This window comes from Sphingomonas sp. PSPC2-2, from assembly GCF_049897725.1.
Classification (GTDB): Bacteria; Pseudomonadota; Alphaproteobacteria; order Sphingomonadales; family Sphingomonadaceae; genus Sphingomonas.
In genome coordinates, this window is the sequence record NZ_JAFCWU010000001.1 from 133,834 (window position 1) to 152,538 (window position 18,705).

The 18,705-nt window shown below is 64.6% G+C and carries 17 protein-coding genes and 1 tRNA gene; 4 read left to right on the forward strand and 14 right to left on the reverse strand.

Annotated elements, in window-relative coordinates; genetic code table 11:
- From ACP7BY_RS00660 to ACP7BY_RS00685, 6 genes are all read right to left on the reverse strand, one after another.
- Nucleotides 1-471, reverse strand: a complete 471-nt coding sequence (locus tag ACP7BY_RS00660; RefSeq protein ID WP_033966733.1) for a GspH/FimT family pseudopilin — start codon at nt 469-471, stop codon at nt 1-3.
- Nucleotides 446-892 carry a type II secretion system major pseudopilin GspG gene (gene gspG, locus ACP7BY_RS00665; RefSeq protein ID WP_081988829.1) on the reverse strand — a complete coding sequence of 149 codons (447 nt, stop codon included), beginning with the start codon at nt 890-892 and terminating at the stop codon, nt 446-448. Before gspG ends, ACP7BY_RS00660 begins: the two co-directional genes overlap by 26 nt.
- An 8-nt stretch (nt 893-900) precedes the next feature.
- Nucleotides 901-2,127, reverse strand: a complete 1,227-nt coding sequence (gspF, locus tag ACP7BY_RS00670; RefSeq protein WP_033966730.1) for a type II secretion system inner membrane protein GspF — start codon at nt 2,125-2,127, stop codon at nt 901-903.
- A 171-nt stretch (nt 2,128-2,298) separates the two neighbouring features.
- Nucleotides 2,299-3,810, reverse strand: coding sequence for a type II secretion system ATPase GspE (gene gspE, locus ACP7BY_RS00675; RefSeq protein ID WP_033964099.1), 1,512 nt, complete (start codon nt 3,808-3,810; stop codon nt 2,299-2,301).
- A gap of 137 nt (nt 3,811-3,947) precedes the next feature.
- A complete protein-coding gene (gspD, locus tag ACP7BY_RS00680; RefSeq protein ID WP_137902592.1) occupies nt 3,948-6,161 on the reverse strand; it encodes a type II secretion system secretin GspD in 2,214 nt (737 codons plus the stop codon).
- On the reverse strand, nt 6,158-7,003 hold the full coding sequence (locus ACP7BY_RS00685; protein ID WP_137902591.1) for a type II secretion system protein N: 846 nt from the start codon (nt 7,001-7,003) through the stop codon (nt 6,158-6,160). The genes gspD and ACP7BY_RS00685 overlap by 4 nt, the downstream gene beginning before the upstream one ends.
- 124 nt (nt 7,004-7,127) lie before the next feature.
- On the opposite strand from ACP7BY_RS00685, the gene ACP7BY_RS00690 reads away from it, so the two are divergent.
- Nucleotides 7,128-7,784 (forward strand): prolyl hydroxylase family protein, encoded by a 657-nt coding sequence (locus ACP7BY_RS00690; protein WP_033964100.1) that lies wholly within the window; start codon nt 7,128-7,130, stop codon nt 7,782-7,784.
- Between the two features lie 41 nt (nt 7,785-7,825).
- Here the strand turns inward: ACP7BY_RS00690 and ACP7BY_RS00695 are convergent.
- The 3 genes from ACP7BY_RS00695 to lon all read right to left on the reverse strand — a co-directional run bounded on the left by ACP7BY_RS00695 (nt 7,826) and on the right by lon (nt 10,915).
- Nucleotides 7,826-7,900 (reverse strand) — tRNA-Val (locus ACP7BY_RS00695).
- 136 nt (nt 7,901-8,036) lie between these two features.
- Nucleotides 8,037-8,309, reverse strand: coding sequence for an HU family DNA-binding protein (locus tag ACP7BY_RS00700; RefSeq protein WP_010186832.1), 273 nt, complete (start codon nt 8,307-8,309; stop codon nt 8,037-8,039).
- Nucleotides 8,310-8,461: 152 nt separating this feature from the next.
- On the reverse strand, nt 8,462-10,915 hold the full coding sequence (lon, locus tag ACP7BY_RS00705; RefSeq protein ID WP_137902590.1) for an endopeptidase La: 2,454 nt from the start codon (nt 10,913-10,915) through the stop codon (nt 8,462-8,464).
- A gap of 181 nt (nt 10,916-11,096) precedes the next feature.
- Here lon and ACP7BY_RS00710 point away from each other — a divergent pair, with 181 nt between their 5' ends.
- From ACP7BY_RS00710 to ACP7BY_RS00720, 3 genes are read left to right on the forward strand one after another with little or no spacing between them, the layout of a single operon-like run.
- Nucleotides 11,097-11,657 carry a hypothetical protein gene (locus ACP7BY_RS00710; RefSeq protein ID WP_249340819.1) on the forward strand — a complete coding sequence of 187 codons (561 nt, stop codon included), beginning with the start codon at nt 11,097-11,099 and terminating at the stop codon, nt 11,655-11,657.
- A complete protein-coding gene (locus ACP7BY_RS00715; RefSeq protein ID WP_137902589.1) occupies nt 11,654-13,384 on the forward strand; it encodes a M1 family metallopeptidase in 1,731 nt (576 codons plus the stop codon). The genes ACP7BY_RS00710 and ACP7BY_RS00715 overlap by 4 nt, the downstream gene beginning before the upstream one ends.
- A 43-nt stretch (nt 13,385-13,427) precedes the next feature.
- Complete coding sequence (locus ACP7BY_RS00720) at nt 13,428-14,027, forward strand: methyltransferase family protein (RefSeq protein ID WP_249340818.1); 600 nt, start codon at nt 13,428-13,430, stop codon at nt 14,025-14,027.
- 6 nt (nt 14,028-14,033) lie between these two features.
- Here the strand turns inward: ACP7BY_RS00720 and ACP7BY_RS00725 are convergent, their stop codons facing one another.
- The 5 genes from ACP7BY_RS00725 to ACP7BY_RS00745 form a co-directional block, all read right to left on the reverse strand.
- Nucleotides 14,034-14,708 (reverse strand): DUF4893 domain-containing protein, encoded by a 675-nt coding sequence (locus tag ACP7BY_RS00725; RefSeq protein ID WP_033964103.1) that lies wholly within the window; start codon nt 14,706-14,708, stop codon nt 14,034-14,036.
- Between the two features lie 115 nt (nt 14,709-14,823).
- Complete coding sequence (locus ACP7BY_RS00730) at nt 14,824-15,426, reverse strand: GNAT family N-acetyltransferase (protein WP_137902588.1); 603 nt, start codon at nt 15,424-15,426, stop codon at nt 14,824-14,826.
- Entirely contained in the window at nt 15,423-16,691 is a 1,269-nt protein-coding gene (gene clpX, locus ACP7BY_RS00735) for an ATP-dependent Clp protease ATP-binding subunit ClpX (protein ID WP_010403209.1), read from the reverse strand. Before clpX ends, ACP7BY_RS00730 begins: the two co-directional genes overlap by 4 nt.
- Before the next feature lie 146 nt (nt 16,692-16,837).
- Nucleotides 16,838-17,512, reverse strand: coding sequence for an ATP-dependent Clp protease proteolytic subunit (locus ACP7BY_RS00740; protein WP_010403211.1), 675 nt, complete (start codon nt 17,510-17,512; stop codon nt 16,838-16,840).
- Nucleotides 17,513-17,588: 76 nt separating this feature from the next.
- A complete protein-coding gene (locus ACP7BY_RS00745) occupies nt 17,589-18,554 on the reverse strand; it encodes a glycosyltransferase family 2 protein (protein WP_137902609.1) in 966 nt (321 codons plus the stop codon).
- Nucleotides 18,555-18,705: the final 151 nt, after the last annotated feature.

The following is an 18,705-nucleotide window of genomic DNA, read 5'->3' on the forward strand; positions in this document are numbered from 1 at the left end:
CTAGCCACCGATCCGCACCGAACCGTCGGCCCCGATATGCACCACCACGTTCTCGCGCGACCGCGTGAGCGTCACGTCGAGCGGCCGATCGGCCATGCCGGTCGAATCGAACAGGATACGGTCGCGTGGTGTCGCGCCACTTGGCACCGCCCGCGTGCCGCTGCTCCAACGTGTCACCCGCAATGGCTTTTCCGCCATCGCCACCCATGCGCCGTCCTGCCGTTCGTCAAAACCATAGCCGCCCTCGGACACCCACACGCTGATCGGCCGCGCTCCCACCACCGCCAGATCATGCGCCGCGCGCGTCCGGGCGGCGAAGCGCGCGGCCTCGTCGGTCAGCCGCCCGCGCGGATCGGGCAGCGCCAGCACCACCACCGCGCTGGCCAGGCCGATGATCGCGATCACGATCATCAGCTCGATCAGCGTGAAGCCGCGCTCGCGCGCGTTACTGCCAGCTACCGATATCGGCATTGGCCCCCTCGCCGCCTTCCTTATGGTCCGCGCCCAGCGTCCACACATCGGCCTCGCCATGCGCGCCGGGAGACGCATAAAGATAGGGCTTGCCCCACGGGTCGAGCGGCAATTTCTTGATATAGCCGCCGCGCTGATATTTCGACGCGTCGGCGTCGGCGGGGGGTGAGACCAGCGCCTGCAAACCATCGGTGGTCGAGGGATAGACATCATTTTGCAGTTTGTAGAGATCGAGCGCGCCTTCGATCTGCGCGATATCGGCCTTGGCCTTGGTGATCTTGCCCCGGTCACCCAGCGGCAGCACATTGTAGGTCACGATCGCGGCGAGCAAGCCGAGGATGACGACCACCACCATCAGCTCGATCAGCGTAAAGCCTTGTTCGCTCGGGCGAACACGGCGGCGAGTGCGGGGAACAGACATTTCAGACCTCATTGTCCGGCAAGCGTGTTGAGTTGCAGGATCGGCAGCAGGATCGATAGCACGATCGTGGCGACAATGCCCCCCATCACCACGATGATGAGCGGTTCGAGCAGTGACAGCGCGGTGGTGGTGAAGCGATCGAATTCGCGCTCCAGATAATCCGCCGCGCGTTCGAGCATGTCGTCGAGCTGCCCCGCTGCCTCGCCCGATGCCGCCAGATAGGTCAGCAAGGGCGGGAACACACCCGTGCGCCGCATCGCCGCCGACAGGCTGCCGCCACCCCGGATCGATTCGATGATGTCGTCCGACGCGCGTTTGAGGCGGAGGTTGTGGATCGTGCCGCCGGTCAGCGTCAGCCCTTCGAGCAGCGGCAAGCGGCTCGCCACCATCGTCGCCAGCGTGCGCGCCATCCGCGCGGCGTGGAGATCGCGTAGCAACCGACCGAGCAAGGGGATCTTCAGGAGCCACGTATCGAAGGCGAGCTTCGCGCGGGGGTCTTTCAGCACCCGCCAAACGCCAACGCCGATCAGCGCGGCTCCCGTCAGCAATGCCCACCAATAGCCGACCAGGAAGGCCGACAGCCCCATCACCGCGCGCGTGAGGAAGGGCAATTGCTGCCCGACCGTGTCGAACTGTTCGACCACTTGCGGCACCACGAACACCATCAGCGCGGTTACCACCGCCATCGCCACCACCGCCAGCACCATAGGGTAAGCCAGCGTAGTGATAATCTTGCCGTTAATCTCGGCTTGCCGCTCCAGCAGCAGCGACAGGCGTTCGAGAATGATCGGCAGCGCGCCTGACGTTTCGCCCGCCGACACCATCGCGCGGTACAAGGCCGGGAAGCTCCTGGCCTCGCGCGCCATCGCCTCGTGCAGCCGCCGCCCTTCGACCACGCCGGCATGGACCGATTCGACGATCGCGCGGACATGCTCCTGCTCGGTCTGGCGCGCGATCGTGCGCAGCGATTCCTCCAGCGGCGACACGCGGTTGAGCGTGGCAAGCTGACGTGTGAACAGCGTCAATTGCTTGGTGCTCATGCGGCGACGGCCAAGGCGCAGGTCAGCCAGCAGCGGCTTGCCCTTGGCCGGGCGGCCCGAACCCGGCTCGACCTTGACGACATACAGTCGCCGCCGATCGAGCAACACGCGCGCATCATCGATCGACGGCGCCGCGATATGCCCGCGCGCCTCGCGCCCCTTGGTGTCGATCGCGAGATAATCGAAATCAGGCATGAGCCCCCCAAAACCCCTCTCCCTTTGGGAGAGGGAGGGGCCCGCCCGGCAAAGCCGGGCGGGAGGGTGAGGGCGACCGCCGAAACCAAAGGGTGCCACCCTCACCCTTCCGCCGCCTGGCGGCGGCTCCCTCCCTCTCCCAAAGAGAGAGGGATAAGGGCGCGCACTCCCTCACGCCGCATCCTCCGGTACCACCATCGGCGCTTCCGCATCGGCCATGTCGCGCCGCGACACGCGCACCGCTTCCTCCGCCGTGGTCACGCCGTCGCGCACCAACTGCCGCGCCGCTGCGCCCAGCGTCGGCGCATGGAGAAAGGCATGGCGCGCTATCAGCGCTTCATCGCCGCCATCGTTGATCAGGCGGCGTACCGTCTCATCGACGCGGACCGCTTCATACACGCCCACGCGCCCCTTGAAGCCGCTGCCCTGGCACTGTTCGCACCCAACCGCCTCATAGACGATCGTGCCGGGTTCAAAGCCGAGCAACGCCGCCACCGGCCCATCCGCCGCGACCGGCCGGCGGCAATGCTCGCACAACCGCCGCACCAGCCGCTGCGCGATCACCGCGCGCAAGGTGGACGCCAGCAGGAACGGCTCGACCTTCATGTCGCGCATCCGCGTGATGGCGCCGACCGCATCATTGGTGTGAACGGTCGACAGCACTAGATGCCCGGTGAGCGAGGCCTGCACCGCAATCTCGGCGGTCTCGCGGTCGCGGATTTCGCCGACCATCACCACATCGGGGTCCTGCCGCAGGATCGCGCGCAGGCCCGCCGCAAAGGTCAGCCCGACCTTGGGGTTGACCTGCGTCTGCCCGACGCCCTCCATCGCATATTCGACCGGGTCCTCGACCGTCAGGATGTTGCGGCTACCATCGTTGAGCAGCCGCATCGATGCGTACAGCGTCGTCGTCTTGCCGGAGCCGGTCGGCCCGGTGACGAGGATGATGCCGTTGGGCTCCGTCACCGCATCCTTCAGCAATTGATGGATAGCGGGCGTCATGCCCAGCGCATCCAGCGTGATCCCGGCATTTTCCTTGTCGAGAATACGCAGCACCACGCGCTCGCCCGCGCGGCTCGGCAAGGTCGATACGCGCACGTCGAGCAACTTGCCGCCCAGCGTCAGCCCGATCCGCCCGTCCTGCGGCACGCGCCGCTCGGCAATGTCGAGCCGCGCCATCACCTTGATGCGGCTGACGACGACCGGCGCGACATGCGGCGGCATGCGCAGCGTCTCGCGCAGCACGCCATCGATCCGCATCCGCACCACCAGCCCGGTTTCATACGGCTCGACATGGATGTCGGACACGCCGTTGCGCGCGGCATCGGCGATGATGCCGTTGATCAGCCGGATCGCGGGCGCATCGTCGGCGGTGTCGAGCAAATCGTCGGCTGTCGGCAGGTGGTCGGCCAGCATGTCGAGTTCATCGCCCAGCCCCAGCGCCCCCGCCGCCATCGCCGCCGCTTGCCCGTCCATCGCATAGACTTCGGAGAGCAAGCGGTCGAAATCGCTCGGCGTAACGGGTGTTACCTGAAACGGCCGGGCCAGATGGCGGCGCAGCTCGATCAAGGTTTTGGGGTCGGCTCCTTCGCGCATCGCGACGGTGAGGTGCCCTTCATGGTTCGGCGCGACCACCACGCCGAACCGACGCGCAAAGGCGTAGGGAATGGTGATTTGCGGCAAGGCATCAAAATCTCCCCTCCCGCTTGCGGCAGGGGTTGGGGGAGGGTTGTCGCTGGACAAGACGGTGGCGAGAGTACCCTCCCCTAGCCCCTGCCGCAAGCGGGAGGGGAAAGTTCCAGGATCACCGCCCGTCCCCATCACCGCCCCCGCTTGGTGTGGATCACGGTGCTCGAACTGCGCTGCACCGGCACCGCGATGCGGGGATCCTCGATGTTGCCCGGCACCGGCGCGCTCGGGATCGGCGGGGCCGCGCCCATATAGTCGCGCACCAACTGGTCGATCGAAGGCTCGTCATTCGGCGCGGCCAAGCCCTGCTGCAGGCGCAGATAGCCATAGCGTTGCTCGGTCAGGCGACGGCTGTCCTCGGCGGTGCGCAGGATCGTCGGGCGGATGAAGATCATCAAATTGGTCTTGGTCCGCGACTTCGCCTTGGAGCGGAACAGATTGCCCAGCCCCGGCAGATCGCCCAGCAGCGGAATCTTCTGGATCGTGCGGCGTTCATTATCGTCGAGCAGGCCGCTGATGACGGCGATGTCGCCATCGTCGACCGTGCGCACTGTCTCGACCTCGCGCTTGTTGAGGATCAGGTCGCTATTGTCGCTCGACACCGGCCCCGCGATCGAACTCACCCCCAGCCGCAGATTGAGCTTCACCGTGCCCGAGGAATTGACTTGCGGCCGCACCGTCAGCTCGATCCCCACATTCTCGCGTTGGGTGGTGCGGAAGGTATTGTTGAAATTGTTCGACAGCGCCTGCCCAGTGGTGATCGGGATTTCCTGCCCGACCAGGCTGTGCGCTTCCTGATTGTCGAGCATCACCAGATGCGGGACTTGCAACAGGTTGGAGGTGGTGTCGCTCTTCAGGGCATTGATGATCGAACCGAACACCGTGTCGCCGATCTTACCGGCCCAGCCGCCAAAACCGCCGCTCGCCCCCAGAATCGAGCTGATCGCCGATTGCGCGAGCGAATCGCTCGCGCTGCTGTTGGTGCTGGTGGTCACGGTGGTGCCGTTGACCACCGTCGTCGTGGTATTGAGCTGCCGCGCGCCAATCGCCCCGGCGATGGTCAGCAAGCTGGGTGCGGTGTTCTGGAAACTCGATGCCGCGAACACGCCGCCCTTGATGTTGGCGATGGCGAATTGTGCGCCAAGCTGGCTGGCGGTCTGGTCCGAAACTTCGGCGACGATCGCTTCGACCAGCACTTGCTCGCGCCGGGTGTCGAGTTGATGCACCACATCTGCCAATTGGCGCTGAACCTCCGCAGGCGCCGCGATGACGATAGCGTTCGCGCCGACGAAGCGCGTGACCACTGCCGCCGTCCGCCCGGCCGAACTGATCGCGGCTTGCCCGGTCGTGGTGCCGCCGCCGGTCGAGACGTCTTGTTGGACGGTCGGCGCGGCGGTCTGGCGTGCGGTCGTCTGAAACCCGCTGCCGCTGCTACCATTCGACTGGCCGTTATTGCTGCCAAAGGTCGATGCCGAAAGTTGCTGGTTCGAAATGGGTGACGGGGCCTGCCCGACCAGTTGCTGAAGCACGGGCAAAAGCTGCTCGGCATCGGCATTTTCGAGGAAAATCACCTTGATCTCGGTGCCGTTCTTGGCGCGCCGGTCCAGATCCTCGGCCACCGCCGCCAGCCGCGCAACCGACGCCGCATCGCCGCGGATCGCCACCGAATTGGAACTGGTCACGGCCACCACGCTCGCGCTCGAGCCAGTTGACGGTCCACCGCCGCCTGCGGCCTGCCCGGTCAGCGCTTGCAACGCCGTTGCAATTTCACGGGCACCGGCATTCTTCAACGCGACAATGCGCGTTGCAGCATTGTCGGTGTCGATCTGGCGGATCACCTCGCGCACGCGTCGGACATTGTCGGCGAAATCGACGATGACCAGGCTATTCCCGCCACGATTGGCGGTGACCGAGCCCTGCGGCGAGATCAACCCGCGCACGGTATCGACCGCCGAGGCAGCGTCGATCGAGCGCAAACGAACGATTTCGGTCACGTAGCTGTTGCTGGCCGCCCCGCGCGCCCCCACGCGGCTGGGCTGCGACGCGGCATTGTCGGTCGGCTGCACCCGAAACGCGCCGTTGCTGGTCGGCACCGCGACCAGGCCGTTGGCGCGCAGCGTCGACAGGAAAATCTCGAAATATTGCGATTTGCTGACCGGGTGATCGGTCACCACCGTCACCTTGCCCTGCACGCGCGAATCTATGATGAAAGTCCGCCCCGTCACCCGCGCCGCATCGGCGATGAACGCGCGGATGTCGGCGTCGCGCACGTTCATCGTGGTCTGCGCGACGGCAGTGCCTGCGAGCGCAAGCGCCAGAAACGGTGCCAGAGTTAGTGTCTTCATTGCCCCGCAATCGTGATGGAAAGTGGAATCGTGTCCTTGCCGCGCTCCACCGCGATGGAGAGCAGACCGCCCTTGGCAAATTGTGCGGCTAGGCGCTCGATGTCGCCCGCCCCCCCGACCGCTTTCCCGGCGATCTGGGTCACGACGTCGCCCTCGTGCAACCCCGCAGTGCGAAAGGCCATGCCACTGCCTTGCGATCGGACTGTCAGCCCAGTCACCCGGCCATTATCGATGCGCGGGATGAACCCAACGTCCGAACGCAGTTGGGCGAAGGTAATCCCCGAAGGAGCCGGAGGCATCGGCCGCACCGGACCACCGCCAACCAGCGGCGGCGCAGCGGGCGCAGGCGTGGCGACTGGCGGGGTTTCCGGCTGGACCAGGAAGAGGTCTTCAGACGCGCCATTGCGGTCGATCGTGACATGGTCGAACGCGACCGCCTTCAAGCGCACGCCGGGCATGATTTCCTGCCCCACACCGACGCTTTGCTGCACCCCGTCAGGCCCAGCAATAATCGCCGAGCCGCCGCCCTGCGCTTCATCGACCCGCGTTCCGAACAAGGTCAGTTGCAGGCTGGTGACGACGGCCGGTCCCGCCGCATCGCCACCGCTGATGCGAAAGAACGGATCGAAGCTGCTCAAGAGCGCTTGCGGCGCTCCGGCGAACCCGCTGTGTGCCGGACGCCAGACGCCGATCGCGCCGACCGGCGTCACCACCGTCCACACCAGCCGCGCTCCTTGCACCGCGAGCAGAGCGATCAGCAGCAGCTCGAGCGCGCTATACACTTTCGTCACGGGTACGCGTCGCAAAACACTCCGCGCTCGCGCATCCAACACCAACCGCATGCGGCATTATTCCTTGATCGCGCGCCTAACCTTGTCCGCGTGTTACAGACACCGGGCGACGCTGTGAACCTCGCACGGTCGCAAGGACTGGAAAAGCCACAACGGCTTTGGCAGGGATAGGCCGATGACCGCGCAGACACATTTCGGATCGGGCAACCCGGCGGTCGCCATGATCGAGCATATCCTCGCCCAACCGGGCGTGCAGCGCGTACCCAGCACGAAACTGACGCTGTTTGTTCGCCGCGGCTTTCTCGATCCCGAAACGTCCACGGCCTTGTGTGCGCGCGTGGACGCCACACGACGCCCCTCGACCCTTTCCGATTTCAACGGCGACCCGACCTTTCGGACCAGCGAGACGGGCGATCTGGACCCGCTCGATCCGCTGGTGATCGATCTCAACGCGCGGATCGCCGCCTTTACCGGACTCGATCCGGCACATGGCGAGCCGATCCAGGGGCAACGCTATGCGGTGGGACAGGAGTTTAAAGCTCACACCGATTATTTCGAACCCAACGGGATCGACTATCAGCGGTATTGCGGCATTGCGGGCAACCGTACGTGGACGGTGATGATCTACCTCAACCAGCCCGAAGCTGGCGGTGCGACCCGCTTCAAGGCGATCGACAAGATCATCCAGCCCGAAACCGGGAAGCTGCTGGCGTGGAACAATCGCCTACCCGACGGGCGGCTCAATCCCGCCACGTTGCACCACGGGATGAAAGTCCGCGCGGGCACCAAATATGTCATCACCAAATGGTTCCGGGAACTGCCCTGGCGCTGAGGCCAGAACGCGGCTGGCTCCGAGGGAGCGCCAAGCGCGAATGGTGGGCGCGGCAGGGATTGAACCTGCGACCCCACCCGTGTGAAGGGTGTGCTCTACCACTGAGCTACGCGCCCGTTGCCGTCCTGCACATGCGTATGTGGGAGGGCTAAACGGATGAGGGCGGCGTTACCGCCGCCCTCTTCACCAATCCCTTAAAACGAGCGAGTGCCGCTTGTCCAGCGGCACCTAACATGTTTTCGGGAGATTAGATCAATTGACCGAATCCTTCAGGCCCTTGCCGGCCTTGAACTTCGGCTGCGACGACGCCTTGATCGTCATCGGTTCGCCGGTGCGCGGGTTGCGGCCGGTCGAGGCCTTGCGCTTGCTGACCGAGAACGTGCCGAACCCAACCAGGCGGACTTCGTCACCCTTTTTCAGCGCCGCCGAGACCGCGTCGAACACCGCCTCGACCGCCTTGCTTGCATCACCCTTCGTCAGACCCGACGTGTCGGCCACCGTCGCGATCAATTCCTGTTTGTTCATCGCCACCAAACCCCCGATACAAAATGGAAAAATATACCCAGGCAAAAAGCCGGTTGCGCACTAAGACGGCTAGCGCGGGGGCTGTCAAAACAAAAAGCGACAGCCCCGGTCTAAAATCGGCGGAAATGCGGCATTTCGAGTAATCGATCCGATCAATGATGCACTTCGCCGCCAATCGGGGCGACACCCGCCGGCGGCTGCGCCGCCAGGTCATCGGCCTCGGTCCAGTCGATCGCGGTGAGCGGGCCGGTCAGCGCGAGCCGCAACACTTCATCGACATGCGCCACCGGGATGATTTTCAGACCATCCAGGATATTGGCCGGAATCTCCGCGAGATCCTTCTCATTCTCCTGCGGGATGAGCACGGTGGTGATGCCGCCGCGCAGCGCCGCCAGCAGCTTTTCCTTCAAGCCGCCGATCGGTAGCACACGGCCGCGCAACGTCACCTCGCCCGTCATCGCAATGTCGCGGCGCACCGGCACGCCGGTGAGCGTCGAGACGATCGCCGTCACGATGCCGATACCCGCCGACGGACCATCCTTGGGCACCGCCCCTTCGGGCAGATGGATGTGGATGTCCTTGCGCGCAAAGATGCTCGGCTTGATCCCATAAGAAGGCGAGCGCGCCTTGATGAAGCTGAACGCGGTCTCGATCGATTCCTTCATCACATCGCCGAGCTTGCCGGTGATCTTCGCCGCACCGCGCCCGGGCACGGTGACGCTTTCGATCGTCAGCAATTCGCCGCCGACTTCGGTCCAGGCGAGGCCGGTGACGGCACCGATCTGATTCTCTTCCTCGCCCAGGCCATGACGATATTTTTTCACGCCCGCAAATTCAGACAGGTTGTCCGGGGTCACGGTGACGCTCTCGGCCTTGCCCTCAAGAATGCGCCGCAACGCCTTGCGCGCGAGCTTGGCAATCTCGCGCTCCAGCGTACGCACACCGGCTTCGCGCGTGTAGAACTGAATGAGCGCGCGCAACCCCTCGGTGGTGAGCGTGAACTCGCCGTCCTTCAGGCCGTGCGCCTCGATCTGCTTGGCGATCAGATGCCGTTCGGCGATCTCGACCTTCTCATCCTCGGTATAGCCCTCGAGCCGGATGATCTCCATGCGGTCGAGCAGCGGCTGCGGCAGGTTGAGCGTGTTCGCGGTCGTCACGAACATCACGTCGGAAAGATCGACGTCGATTTCGAGATAGTGATCGTTGAACTTCGCATTCTGCTCGGGATCGAGCACTTCGAGCAGCGCCGAGGCCGGATCACCGCGGAAATCCTGGCCGAGCTTGTCGATTTCATCGAGCAGGAACAGCGGGTTGCTGGTCCCAGCCTTCTTGAGATTGGTAACGATCTTGCCCGGCAGCGAGCCGATATAGGTGCGGCGGTGGCCCCGAATTTCTGCTTCATCGCGCACACCGCCTAAAGATTGGCGGATAAATTCGCGGCCCGTGGCCTTGGCGATCGACTTGCCCAGGCTGGTCTTGCCGACGCCGGGGGGGCCGACGAGGCACAGGATCGGCCCCTTCAGCTTGTTGGTGCGCGCCTGTACCGCGAGATATTCGACGATGCGGTCCTTGACCTTTTCGAGCGCATAATGGTCCTCGTCGAGCACCGCTTGCGCCGCCGAAATATCCTTGCGGATCTTGGACTTCTTGCCCCACGGCAGGCCCAGCAGCACGTCGAGATAGTTGCGCACGACGGTCGCCTCGGCCGACATCGGTGCCATCGTCTTGAGCTTCTTCAGCTCCGCCGTCGCCTTGGTGCGGGCTTCCTTGGACAGTTTGAGCGTCGCGATCTTGTTGGTCAGCTCGGCGATCTCGTCGCCTTCGCCCTCGTCGCCCTCATTGCCGAGTTCGCGCTGAATCGCCTTCAACTGCTCGTTGAGGTAATATTCGCGCTGGGTCTTCTCCATCTGGCGCTTGACGCGGCTTTTGATCTTCTTCTCGACCTGCAGCACGCCCAGCTCGCCCTCCATGAAGGCAAACACCATCTCGAGTCGCTTGGCCGGATCGCGTTCGATCAGCAGCGCCTGCTTGTCGGACACCTTGACCTGAATGTTCGCGGCAACGGCATCGGCGAGCTTGTTCGCATCCTCGATTTCCCCGAGCTGGACCGCAGTTTCGGCGGGCAGCTTGCGGTTGAGCTTGGCATAGTTTTCGAACTGCTCGACCACGGAGCGCATCAGCGCCGCCATTTCGGTGCTGACAGCCTCGAGTGCCTCCTCGCCCTCATCGCCTTCAAGCAACTCGACGTCGGCAGCGAGATAGCCCTCGGTCTGCGTCAGGCCGGTCAGGATGGCGCGGCGCTTGCCCTCGACCAGCACGCGCACCGTGCCATCGGGCAATTTCAACAGTTGCAGCACGACGGCGGTCACGCCGATTTCGTACAGATCGTCGCGATCGGGATCGTCTTCGCTCGGGTCGAGCTGCGCGACCAGGAAAATCTCCTTGTCGGCGGCCATCGCCGCCTCCAGAGCCGCGACCGACTTGTCGCGACCAACGAACAGCGGCACGATCATGTTGGGGAACACGACGATGTCGCGCAGCGGCAGCACGGGATAGGCGTGGGTGGGCGACGAGGACTTGGACGGGGTGAAGGTAGCTTTGGTCATGGATACTCCGGGGTCGCGTCAACGACGCGGGCTTAGTTCCTTATATGGGGGGAGTTGCCGTTGCATCAATCGTCGAACGATTTTGGGTGGTGCAGCGGCCATCGCCGCGTTCCCGGCCAGCGCGAAACACCCGCTCGACCCCATCGCCCACGCCCTGGCAGCGGCGGGCGGGCAAGCACTTTTGTCGCGTGTACGCGTGATCGCGTGGAGCGGTACTGCCCGCATGATGATCGGCCGGACGCCGGTCGACCTGATGGTCGAAACCCGAATCGAACCCTTTGCGCGCGCGCGTTCCGACACCTGGCTGACGAGCGAAGGGCGCAGCGCCACGCAGACCATCATGGTGGAACGCGACAGTGCGTTTCTGGTCCATAACGGCGCACAGACCAGCCTGCCCCAGCCGCAGGCCTATTTCGAGCGGCAGAAGCTGGCGGCGTACAGCTATTTGCTGCTTGCCCCGGCGTCGCTGTCACCAAGCGGGCGGCGCGGCATTACGGCGATCCGCGACGGGTATCCGCCGATCGCACTGACGCTCGCCCCGGACGGGCGGATCGCCTCGGCCGACTACACCCTTGCTGGGCCGCCGCCGAACCCGCCGCTCGTGCATCAACACCTGCTGTTTACGGGAACCGTATCCGCACTAGGAATCCGCTTTCCCCGCACCACCACGATCCTGCAGAACGGTCGCCCCGTCCTGCGCATGACCATCACCGATTTTTCCGTAGAGCTAGACCCTTCATGATCGCTTCCAGACTCGCTTTTGCTTGTGGCTGCCTCGCGCTGACCGGTGCCACCACCCTGCCCAAGAAAGGCGAGCCCGCCATCACAGCGCAGACCGCGCGCTCGGGCGGGGTGATCGATCCCGATCAGGCCAAATTGGGCTTCGATGCCGCCGATCTGTCCTTCGAGGTGTTGCCCGAAACAGAGACGCTGCGCGGCGTGGCGACGCTCAGTTTCACCGCAAAGGCCGCGCTCGACCGCCTTGCGATCGACCTGGACCGCAATTTGCCGGTCGATGCCATTGCCATCGATGGCGCGGCGCTCGCGCCCGGCGCGTGGAGCAACCCCGAAGGGCGGCTCGTCATCACGCTCCCGCAGCGCGTCGCCAAAGGTGGCCATGTCACCGCGCGCATCAGCTATGGTGGGCAGCCGCATGTCGCGGTCAAGGCCCCGTGGGATAGCGGCATGGTGTGGGCGACCACGCCCGGCGGTGCGCCGTGGTTCGCCACCACCGCCGAGGGCTATGGCTGCGATCTGTTTTGGCCGTGCCTCGATTTCCCGACGGGCGAGCCGGGCGTCGTCACGCTCCACATCACCGTGCCCAAGGGATTGAAGGCCCCGTCCAATGGCAAATTGCTGGGGGTGGATACGCTGGCCGACGGGCGGACGGTGTGGAACTGGCGGATCAAGCACCCCAACACCTATGGCATCGCGCTCAATGTCGGGCCGTATGAGGAAATTTCCGGCGTTTATAAGAGCCGCTACGGGAACAGCATCCCGATGTTCTACTGGTATTTGCCGGGCGAGGAGGCCAAGGCCCGCGCGCTCTTCGCTGAGTTTGCCTCGACGCTCGATTTTTTCGAAAGCGAGGTCGGCCCCTACCCGTTCGGTGACGAGAAGCTCGGCGTGGTCGAGACCCCGCACAAGGGCATGGAGCATCAGACGATCAACGCCTACGGCAACGACTATGCCAAGGCCCCCGAGGGCTTCGACTGGTTGTTCCAGCACGAATTCGCCCATGAATATTTCGGCAATCAGCTGACTGCGGCCAATTGGGACGATTACTGGCTGCACGAGGGCTATGGCACCTACATGCAGCCGCTCTACGGCCGCTGGCGCGAGGGCGAGGCGCGCTATGCGACGATGCTGGCGGACGAACGCGGCAAGATCGCCAACCTCCGCCCGATCATCTCTGGCAAGGTGCGCACCGAGGAAGAGGTGTACGAGGTCGACAAAGGCGGCCCGGGCCAGGACATCTATTACAAGGGCGCGTGGATGCTCCACACGCTCCGCACGCTGATCGGCGACCGCGCGTTTCGCGATGTCACACGGCTGGCGGTGTACGGGCGGATCGATCCGCGGCCGGGCAATTTCGCCCCGCGCTACGGTTCCACGCTCGAATATGAACGCTTCGTGCGGCGCGTGACCGGCAAGGATTATGGCTGGTTTTTCGACGTCTATCTGCGCGAAGCCGCCCTGCCCGATCTGATCGAGACGCGCAGCGCAACGCGCCTCGCGCTGCGCTGGCAGGCACCGGGCGGACGGGTGTTCCCGATGCCGGTCGAGGTGCAGATCGATGGCCGGATCGTGAAGTTGCCGATGGCGGGGGGCGTGGGCAGCCTGCTTGTGCCGAAACGCGCGCATGTGGTGATCGACCCCAAGGCCAAGCTGCTGCGGCGCTCGGTCGCGATCGAGCAATATCAGGCATGGCGCGATGCGCAGGCGCGGCGGCCGCGCCCCACCAATTGACGGACGCGTGTTATTTGAATAACACAGCGTCGATCTGGAGGCTATGATGCGATTTCCGACCGATCCTGTTGGACTTCCCGGCTTGATCGCGCTCGGCGTTGGCATGGGCGTGTTTGTGGTGTCGCTGCTCCGCGCCCGCGCGCGTGGCGTCAAAAGCCCGAAGAGCTCCGATGCGCGGCGCAGCAATGCATCGATTCGGGGGATCGTGGCGCAGGGGATAGGGATCGGCATGGTCGGATTTGGCCCGATCCGGGTCAGCCTCGATCCCGCCTCCACCACAGCGCTGCTCGAAGGGGCGATCGTGCTGGTGCTGATCCTCGGGGCGGTGTGGCTGTTCGATTCGTCGTCGCGCGCGATGGGCCGCAACTGGGCCTTGGTCGCGCGCACCCGCAGCGACGGGCACCTGGTGCAATCGGGCCCGTTCGCGCATGTCCGCAACCCGATCTATGTGGCGATGGCGCTGTTCACGCTGGCGATGGCGATCGCTTACGGCCACACGCTCAACCTGATCGCCGGCGCGCCCTTGTTCGCGCTCGGCACCGCCATGCGCGTGCGGCACGAGGAAAGCGTCCTGCGCGCGACCTTCTCCGATTACGACGCCTATGCCGCGCGGGTGAAGCGCTTTATTCCCGGCCTGTTCTGACGCGGCTCAGCCGGGAATGGCGGGCACTGCCCCCCGCACGACCGGCGTCACCGGCACCAGTTCGTAGATATCGAGCAAGGCCCCCTTCCCCGCGCGCGTCAGCACCAGCCGCCAGCGGAACGGCGCGACACGCTCGACCACGCCCGCCACGTCCTGCGCGGGATTGACGCTATAGGGTGGCGCGCTGTCAGCATGGGCCGGGCGGAAGGTGCCGAGGAAGACCTGTCGCTTGTCGGTATCGGGAAACAGCCAGCCGCCGGGCAGACTGGTGCCGCTCTGCTTGGTGAAGGACAGCGCGTGCGTCGTCCCGTCGACCGTGCAGAAATCGGGCTTGTAGGTGTCCAGGCCGTGCGCTCCGCCAAGGCGGACGAGACGGCAATAATAAGGGCCCGGCGGCAGCGCGGGCAAATCCAGCGCGGCTCCGGGCTGGACCAAAGGGCCCTCCGCATCGAGCTTGGCCTTGAGGCGGACCGGCACCGCAGCGCGTGCGCGCACCCATGTCGTCGGCAGCGCGTCGAGCCGACTGCGATCTTCGGCTGTCACCGAACCGGCCCATCCGGTCGGCGTGGCGGCAACGTGCGATGTCGCGTGGGGCCGTGCTGTTCCGGCGGTGCAGCTCGACACGCTCGCCCCAAGGGCAATCAGCGACGTGAGAACAAGGGGCGTCGATACGAAACGCATTGCGGTCGTTCTCCAGGATGTCGATGCGTGATGGGCCTTGCAGCGCGTTAACAATCGGTAAACGCCAAAGGTTAACGGATGGTAAACGACGCGACGGACGCGCGGTTCCGCCCGATCAGCTGCGGAGCATCGACCAGAACGCCGGGCCGCCCTTCGGGACGTGCCACGCCTCGGTCACAACGAAGCCGAGGGTAGCGTAGAAGCCCAAATTCCGCTCGTTGGCGGTTTCGAGGTAAACTGGTCGACCGTCCCCCGCGATCCGATCGAGCCCGGCCTGAACCACTGCACGACCGAGGCCGCGCCCCTGTGCCGCCGGGTCGCACCCGGCGATATGCAGATACCAGACATCGTCGGAGGGGAGATGCGCATCGATCGCGCTCGACACCGTCAGCGCCCGACCGATCGCCCCGCCCAAAGCCCGCCACAGCGGCCAGACGTGCAACAGCAAATCGAGCAGCGACGTCTTGCCCAAGCCGGGCGCGCGCCACAGCGTGGCGGCTGCGCCGCCCCCTGCCACCAGCCGCAGACCGGCCTGCGCATCCGCATCGAACAGCAACGCGAAAAGCCGCGGCAGCCGGAGCGCGCGGTCGGCGGGATCGGGGAAAATATACGCCATCGCCGGATCGTCGGCGAAGGCACGGGCCAGCATCGCCGCGATCCGTCCCCGATCGGCGTCGTCAGCGACACCGATCGGGGTGGAACGCGGCGCGAGGGTCAAGCAGCCCCCGCCCCGGCCTTTTCTTTCTTGGCATAGACGCGGATCGGTTCCTTGCGGCCGTCGATCACGTCCTTGTCGATCATCACCTCGTCGACGCCGTCCATGCCGGGCAGATCGAACATGGTGTCGAGCAAGATGCCCTCGAGGATCGATCGCAGGCCGCGCGCGCCGGTCTTGCGGTCGATCGCCTTCTTGGCGACCTGCACCAGCGCATCGTCGGTGAAGCCGAGCTTGACCGCCTCCATGTCGAACAGCTTCTGATACTGTTTGACCAGCGCGTTCTTCGGCTCGGTCAGGATGGTGACGAGCGCGGGCACGTCGAGATCCTCGAGCGTCGCGATCACCGGCAAGCGGCCGACGAATTCGGGGATCAGGCCGAACTTCAGCAGATCCTCGGGCTCGACCGACTTGAGCGTCTCGCCAGTGCGGCGTTCCTCAGGGGACGCGACATAGGCACCGAAGCCGATCGACTTGCCCTGCAGACGGTCCCCGATGATCTTTTCAAGGCCGCTGAACGCGCCGCCGCAGATGAACAGGATGTTGGTCGTGTCGACCTGCAGGAACTCCTGCTGCGGATGCTTGCGGCCACCCTGCGGCGGAACGCTGGCAGTGGTGCCTTCCATCAGCTTGAGCAATGCCTGCTGCACGCCCTCGCCCGACACGTCGCGCGTGATCGACGGGTTCTCGGCCTTGCGGCTGATCTTGTCGATTTCGTCGATGTAGACGATGCCGCGCTGCGCCCGCTCGACATTATAGTCGGACGCCTGGAGCAGCTTGAGGATGATGTTCTCGACATCCTCGCCAACGTAACCCGCTTCGGTCAGCGTCGTCGCATCGGCCATGGTGAACGGCACGTCGAGGATGCGCGCCAGCGTCTGCGCCAGCAACGTCTTGCCGCAACCGGTCGGGCCGACGAGCAGGATGTTGGACTTGGCGAGCTCGACATCGGCACCCTTCTGGCCGTGGTTGAGGCGCTTGTAATGGTTGTGCACCGCCACCGACAGCACGCGCTTGGCGCGCTTCTGGCCGATCACATAATCATCGAGTACGTCGCAGATTTCCTGCGGCGTGGGCACGCCGCCATCCTTCTTGGACACGAGCGCGGACTTCGTCTCCTCGCGGATGATGTCGTTGCACAATTCGACGCATTCATCGCAGATGAATACGGTTGGGCCCGCAATCAGCTTGCGCACCTCATGCTGCGACTTCCCGCAGAAGGAGCAATAAAGCGTGCTCTTCGAGTCGCCGCCGCTGAGCTTCGTCATTCAAACCATCCTTGGCACCACCAATGGGCGCACATATGCGGGGTGCCTATCCTAGACTGACCCCGCGCAATCCGACAATCACCAAAATTGCCGTATGAATACGGTAGCGGGACGCCTTTTCGAAGCCCCGCCACCTAAAGTCTACCTCAAGCCGAAGTCAAAGCCGGTGGCGTGCTCGAATCGTCGGGCAGCGCCGGACGCTTGTCGAACACCTGATCGACCAGACCGAAGTCCTTGGCCTCATGCGCCTCGAGGAACGTGTCACGGTCCATCGCGCGCTCAATCTCCTCGATCGGCTTGCCGGTGTACTGCGCGTAGAGCGAGTTCATCCGGTTCTTGATGCGTTGGATTTCCTTGGCCTGGATCTGGATATCCGATGCCATGCCCTGCGCACCGCCCGAAGGCTGATGGATCATGATACGGGCGTTGGTCAACGCGACGCGCATCCCCGGCTCACCGGCGGCAAGCAGGAAGCTGCCCATTGATGCGGCCTGGCCGATGCACACGGTGCCGACGCGCGGGCGGATGTACTGCATCGTGTCATGGATCGCCATGCCCGCCGTGACGACACCGCCCGGCGAGTTGATGTACATGAAGATGTCCTTCTTCGGATTTTCCGATTCGAGGAACAGCAGCTGCGCGGTGATGACCGCCGCCATATGATCCTCGACGCCGCCCGTTACGAAGATGATCCGCTCGCGCAACAACCGCGAATAGATGTCGAACGAACGCTCGCCGCGGTTCGATTGCTCCACCACGATCGGCACGAGGCCGTCTTGAATGGGAGCCAGAAAGTCGCCGGTGTCGAACGGATTGCGCATGATGAGCCTTTTAGTCCTTATGCCCCGAGAAGAACGGAAATTCGAACCGCATACATCGGCGCTGGCGGAAACGAGTTCAAGCCCCGCCTGCGATGGCACCTTGATCGGCACGACGATCGTCGCCGCCCGGCGCACGGTGCGCCAGATACGCCAGTCGCCGCACCTCGCGCCGACCGCGCACCACGGTATCGAGGATCAACCCGGTAAACACGTTGAGCGCGGCGAGAATCGTCAGCCCGGTCGCCATCACCGCCGTCGGCAAGCGCGGCACCAGATGGGTGTGCATATAGGTGATGACCAACGGGATGCCGAACGCCAATGCGGCGGCAAACAAGAGGCCCGCGATCACGCCGAAGAACAGGAGAGGCCGCTCGATCCGGTACAGCGTCACGATCGTGCGCGCGATGCGAAAACCGTCGCGATAGGTGCTGAGCTTCGATTCGGAGCCCTCGGGCCGCGCGAAATAGGGCGTTTCGATCTCCCCCACCGGCATCTTGAGTTCGAGCGCATGGACGCTGATCTCGGTCTCGATCTCGAAACCCGAGGACAACACCGGGAAACTCTTCACGAAACGCCGTGAGAACACGCGATACCCTGAGAAAATGTCGGTAAAACTGCGTCCGAACAATTGCGCGAGCAACCCGGTCATCGCCTTGTTGCCGAGCACATGGCCGCGACGATAGGCGGCGGTGACCTGCGTCACCCGGCTGCCGACGACCATGTCGAGCTGTTCGTCGAGCAAGCGCTGCACCAAAGCGGGCGCGACGGTCGCGTCATAGGTCGCGTCGCCATCGGCCATCACATAGATATCGGCATCGACATCGGCGAACATGCGGCGGACGACGTTGCCCTTGCCCTGCATCCGCTCGGTCCGCACGATCGCGCCCGCGGCGCGCGCCACCGCCACGGTGTCGTCGGAACTGTTGTTATCGTAAACGTAGATCGCAGCGTCCGGCAGTGCGGCGCGGAACCCGGCCACCGTCTGCGCAATGGCGGCGCTCTCATTATAACAGGGCAGCAGGATGGCGATGCGCGTGATCATGGCTCTGCCATAGGGACGAATGGCGATCGGTTCGACCCCCTTTGTGTCATTTGACACAAGCGCTCCGTCGCTCGCGCAAATCGATTCCCGCCGAAACGAGATCACCCCCGAGGCAAGCCCCGGGGGTGACGGATTTTCGTGCTGCGATGAA

Bases quoted from the DNA above. Each gene is read 5' to 3' on its own strand.
- ACP7BY_RS00660 (WP_033966733.1), bottom strand. From the start codon at position 471: ATGCCGATATCGGTAGCTGGCAGTAACGCGCGCGAGCGCGGCTTCACG.
- gspG (WP_081988829.1), bottom strand. From the start codon at position 892: ATGTCTGTTCCCCGCACTCGCCGCCGTGTTCGCCCGAGCGAACAAGGC.
- gspF (WP_033966730.1), bottom strand. From the start codon at position 2,127: ATGCCTGATTTCGATTATCTCGCGATCGACACCAAGGGGCGCGAGGCG.
- gspD (WP_137902592.1), bottom strand. From the start codon at position 6,161: ATGAAGACACTAACTCTGGCACCGTTTCTGGCGCTTGCGCTCGCAGGC.
- ACP7BY_RS00685 (WP_137902591.1), bottom strand. From the start codon at position 7,003: ATGCGGTTGGTGTTGGATGCGCGAGCGCGGAGTGTTTTGCGACGCGTA.
- ACP7BY_RS00690 (WP_033964100.1), top strand. From the start codon at position 7,128: ATGACCGCGCAGACACATTTCGGATCGGGCAACCCGGCGGTCGCCATG.
- ACP7BY_RS00700 (WP_010186832.1), bottom strand. From the start codon at position 8,309: ATGAACAAACAGGAATTGATCGCGACGGTGGCCGACACGTCGGGTCTG.
- lon (WP_137902590.1), bottom strand. From the start codon at position 10,915: ATGACCAAAGCTACCTTCACCCCGTCCAAGTCCTCGTCGCCCACCCAC.
- ACP7BY_RS00715 (WP_137902589.1), top strand. From the start codon at position 11,654: ATGATCGCTTCCAGACTCGCTTTTGCTTGTGGCTGCCTCGCGCTGACC.
- ACP7BY_RS00720 (WP_249340818.1), top strand. From the start codon at position 13,428: ATGATGCGATTTCCGACCGATCCTGTTGGACTTCCCGGCTTGATCGCG.
- ACP7BY_RS00725 (WP_033964103.1), bottom strand. From the start codon at position 14,708: ATGCGTTTCGTATCGACGCCCCTTGTTCTCACGTCGCTGATTGCCCTT.
- clpX (WP_010403209.1), bottom strand. From the start codon at position 16,691: ATGACGAAGCTCAGCGGCGGCGACTCGAAGAGCACGCTTTATTGCTCC.
- ACP7BY_RS00740 (WP_010403211.1), bottom strand. From the start codon at position 17,512: ATGCGCAATCCGTTCGACACCGGCGACTTTCTGGCTCCCATTCAAGAC.
- ACP7BY_RS00745 (WP_137902609.1), bottom strand. From the start codon at position 18,554: ATGATCACGCGCATCGCCATCCTGCTGCCCTGTTATAATGAGAGCGCC.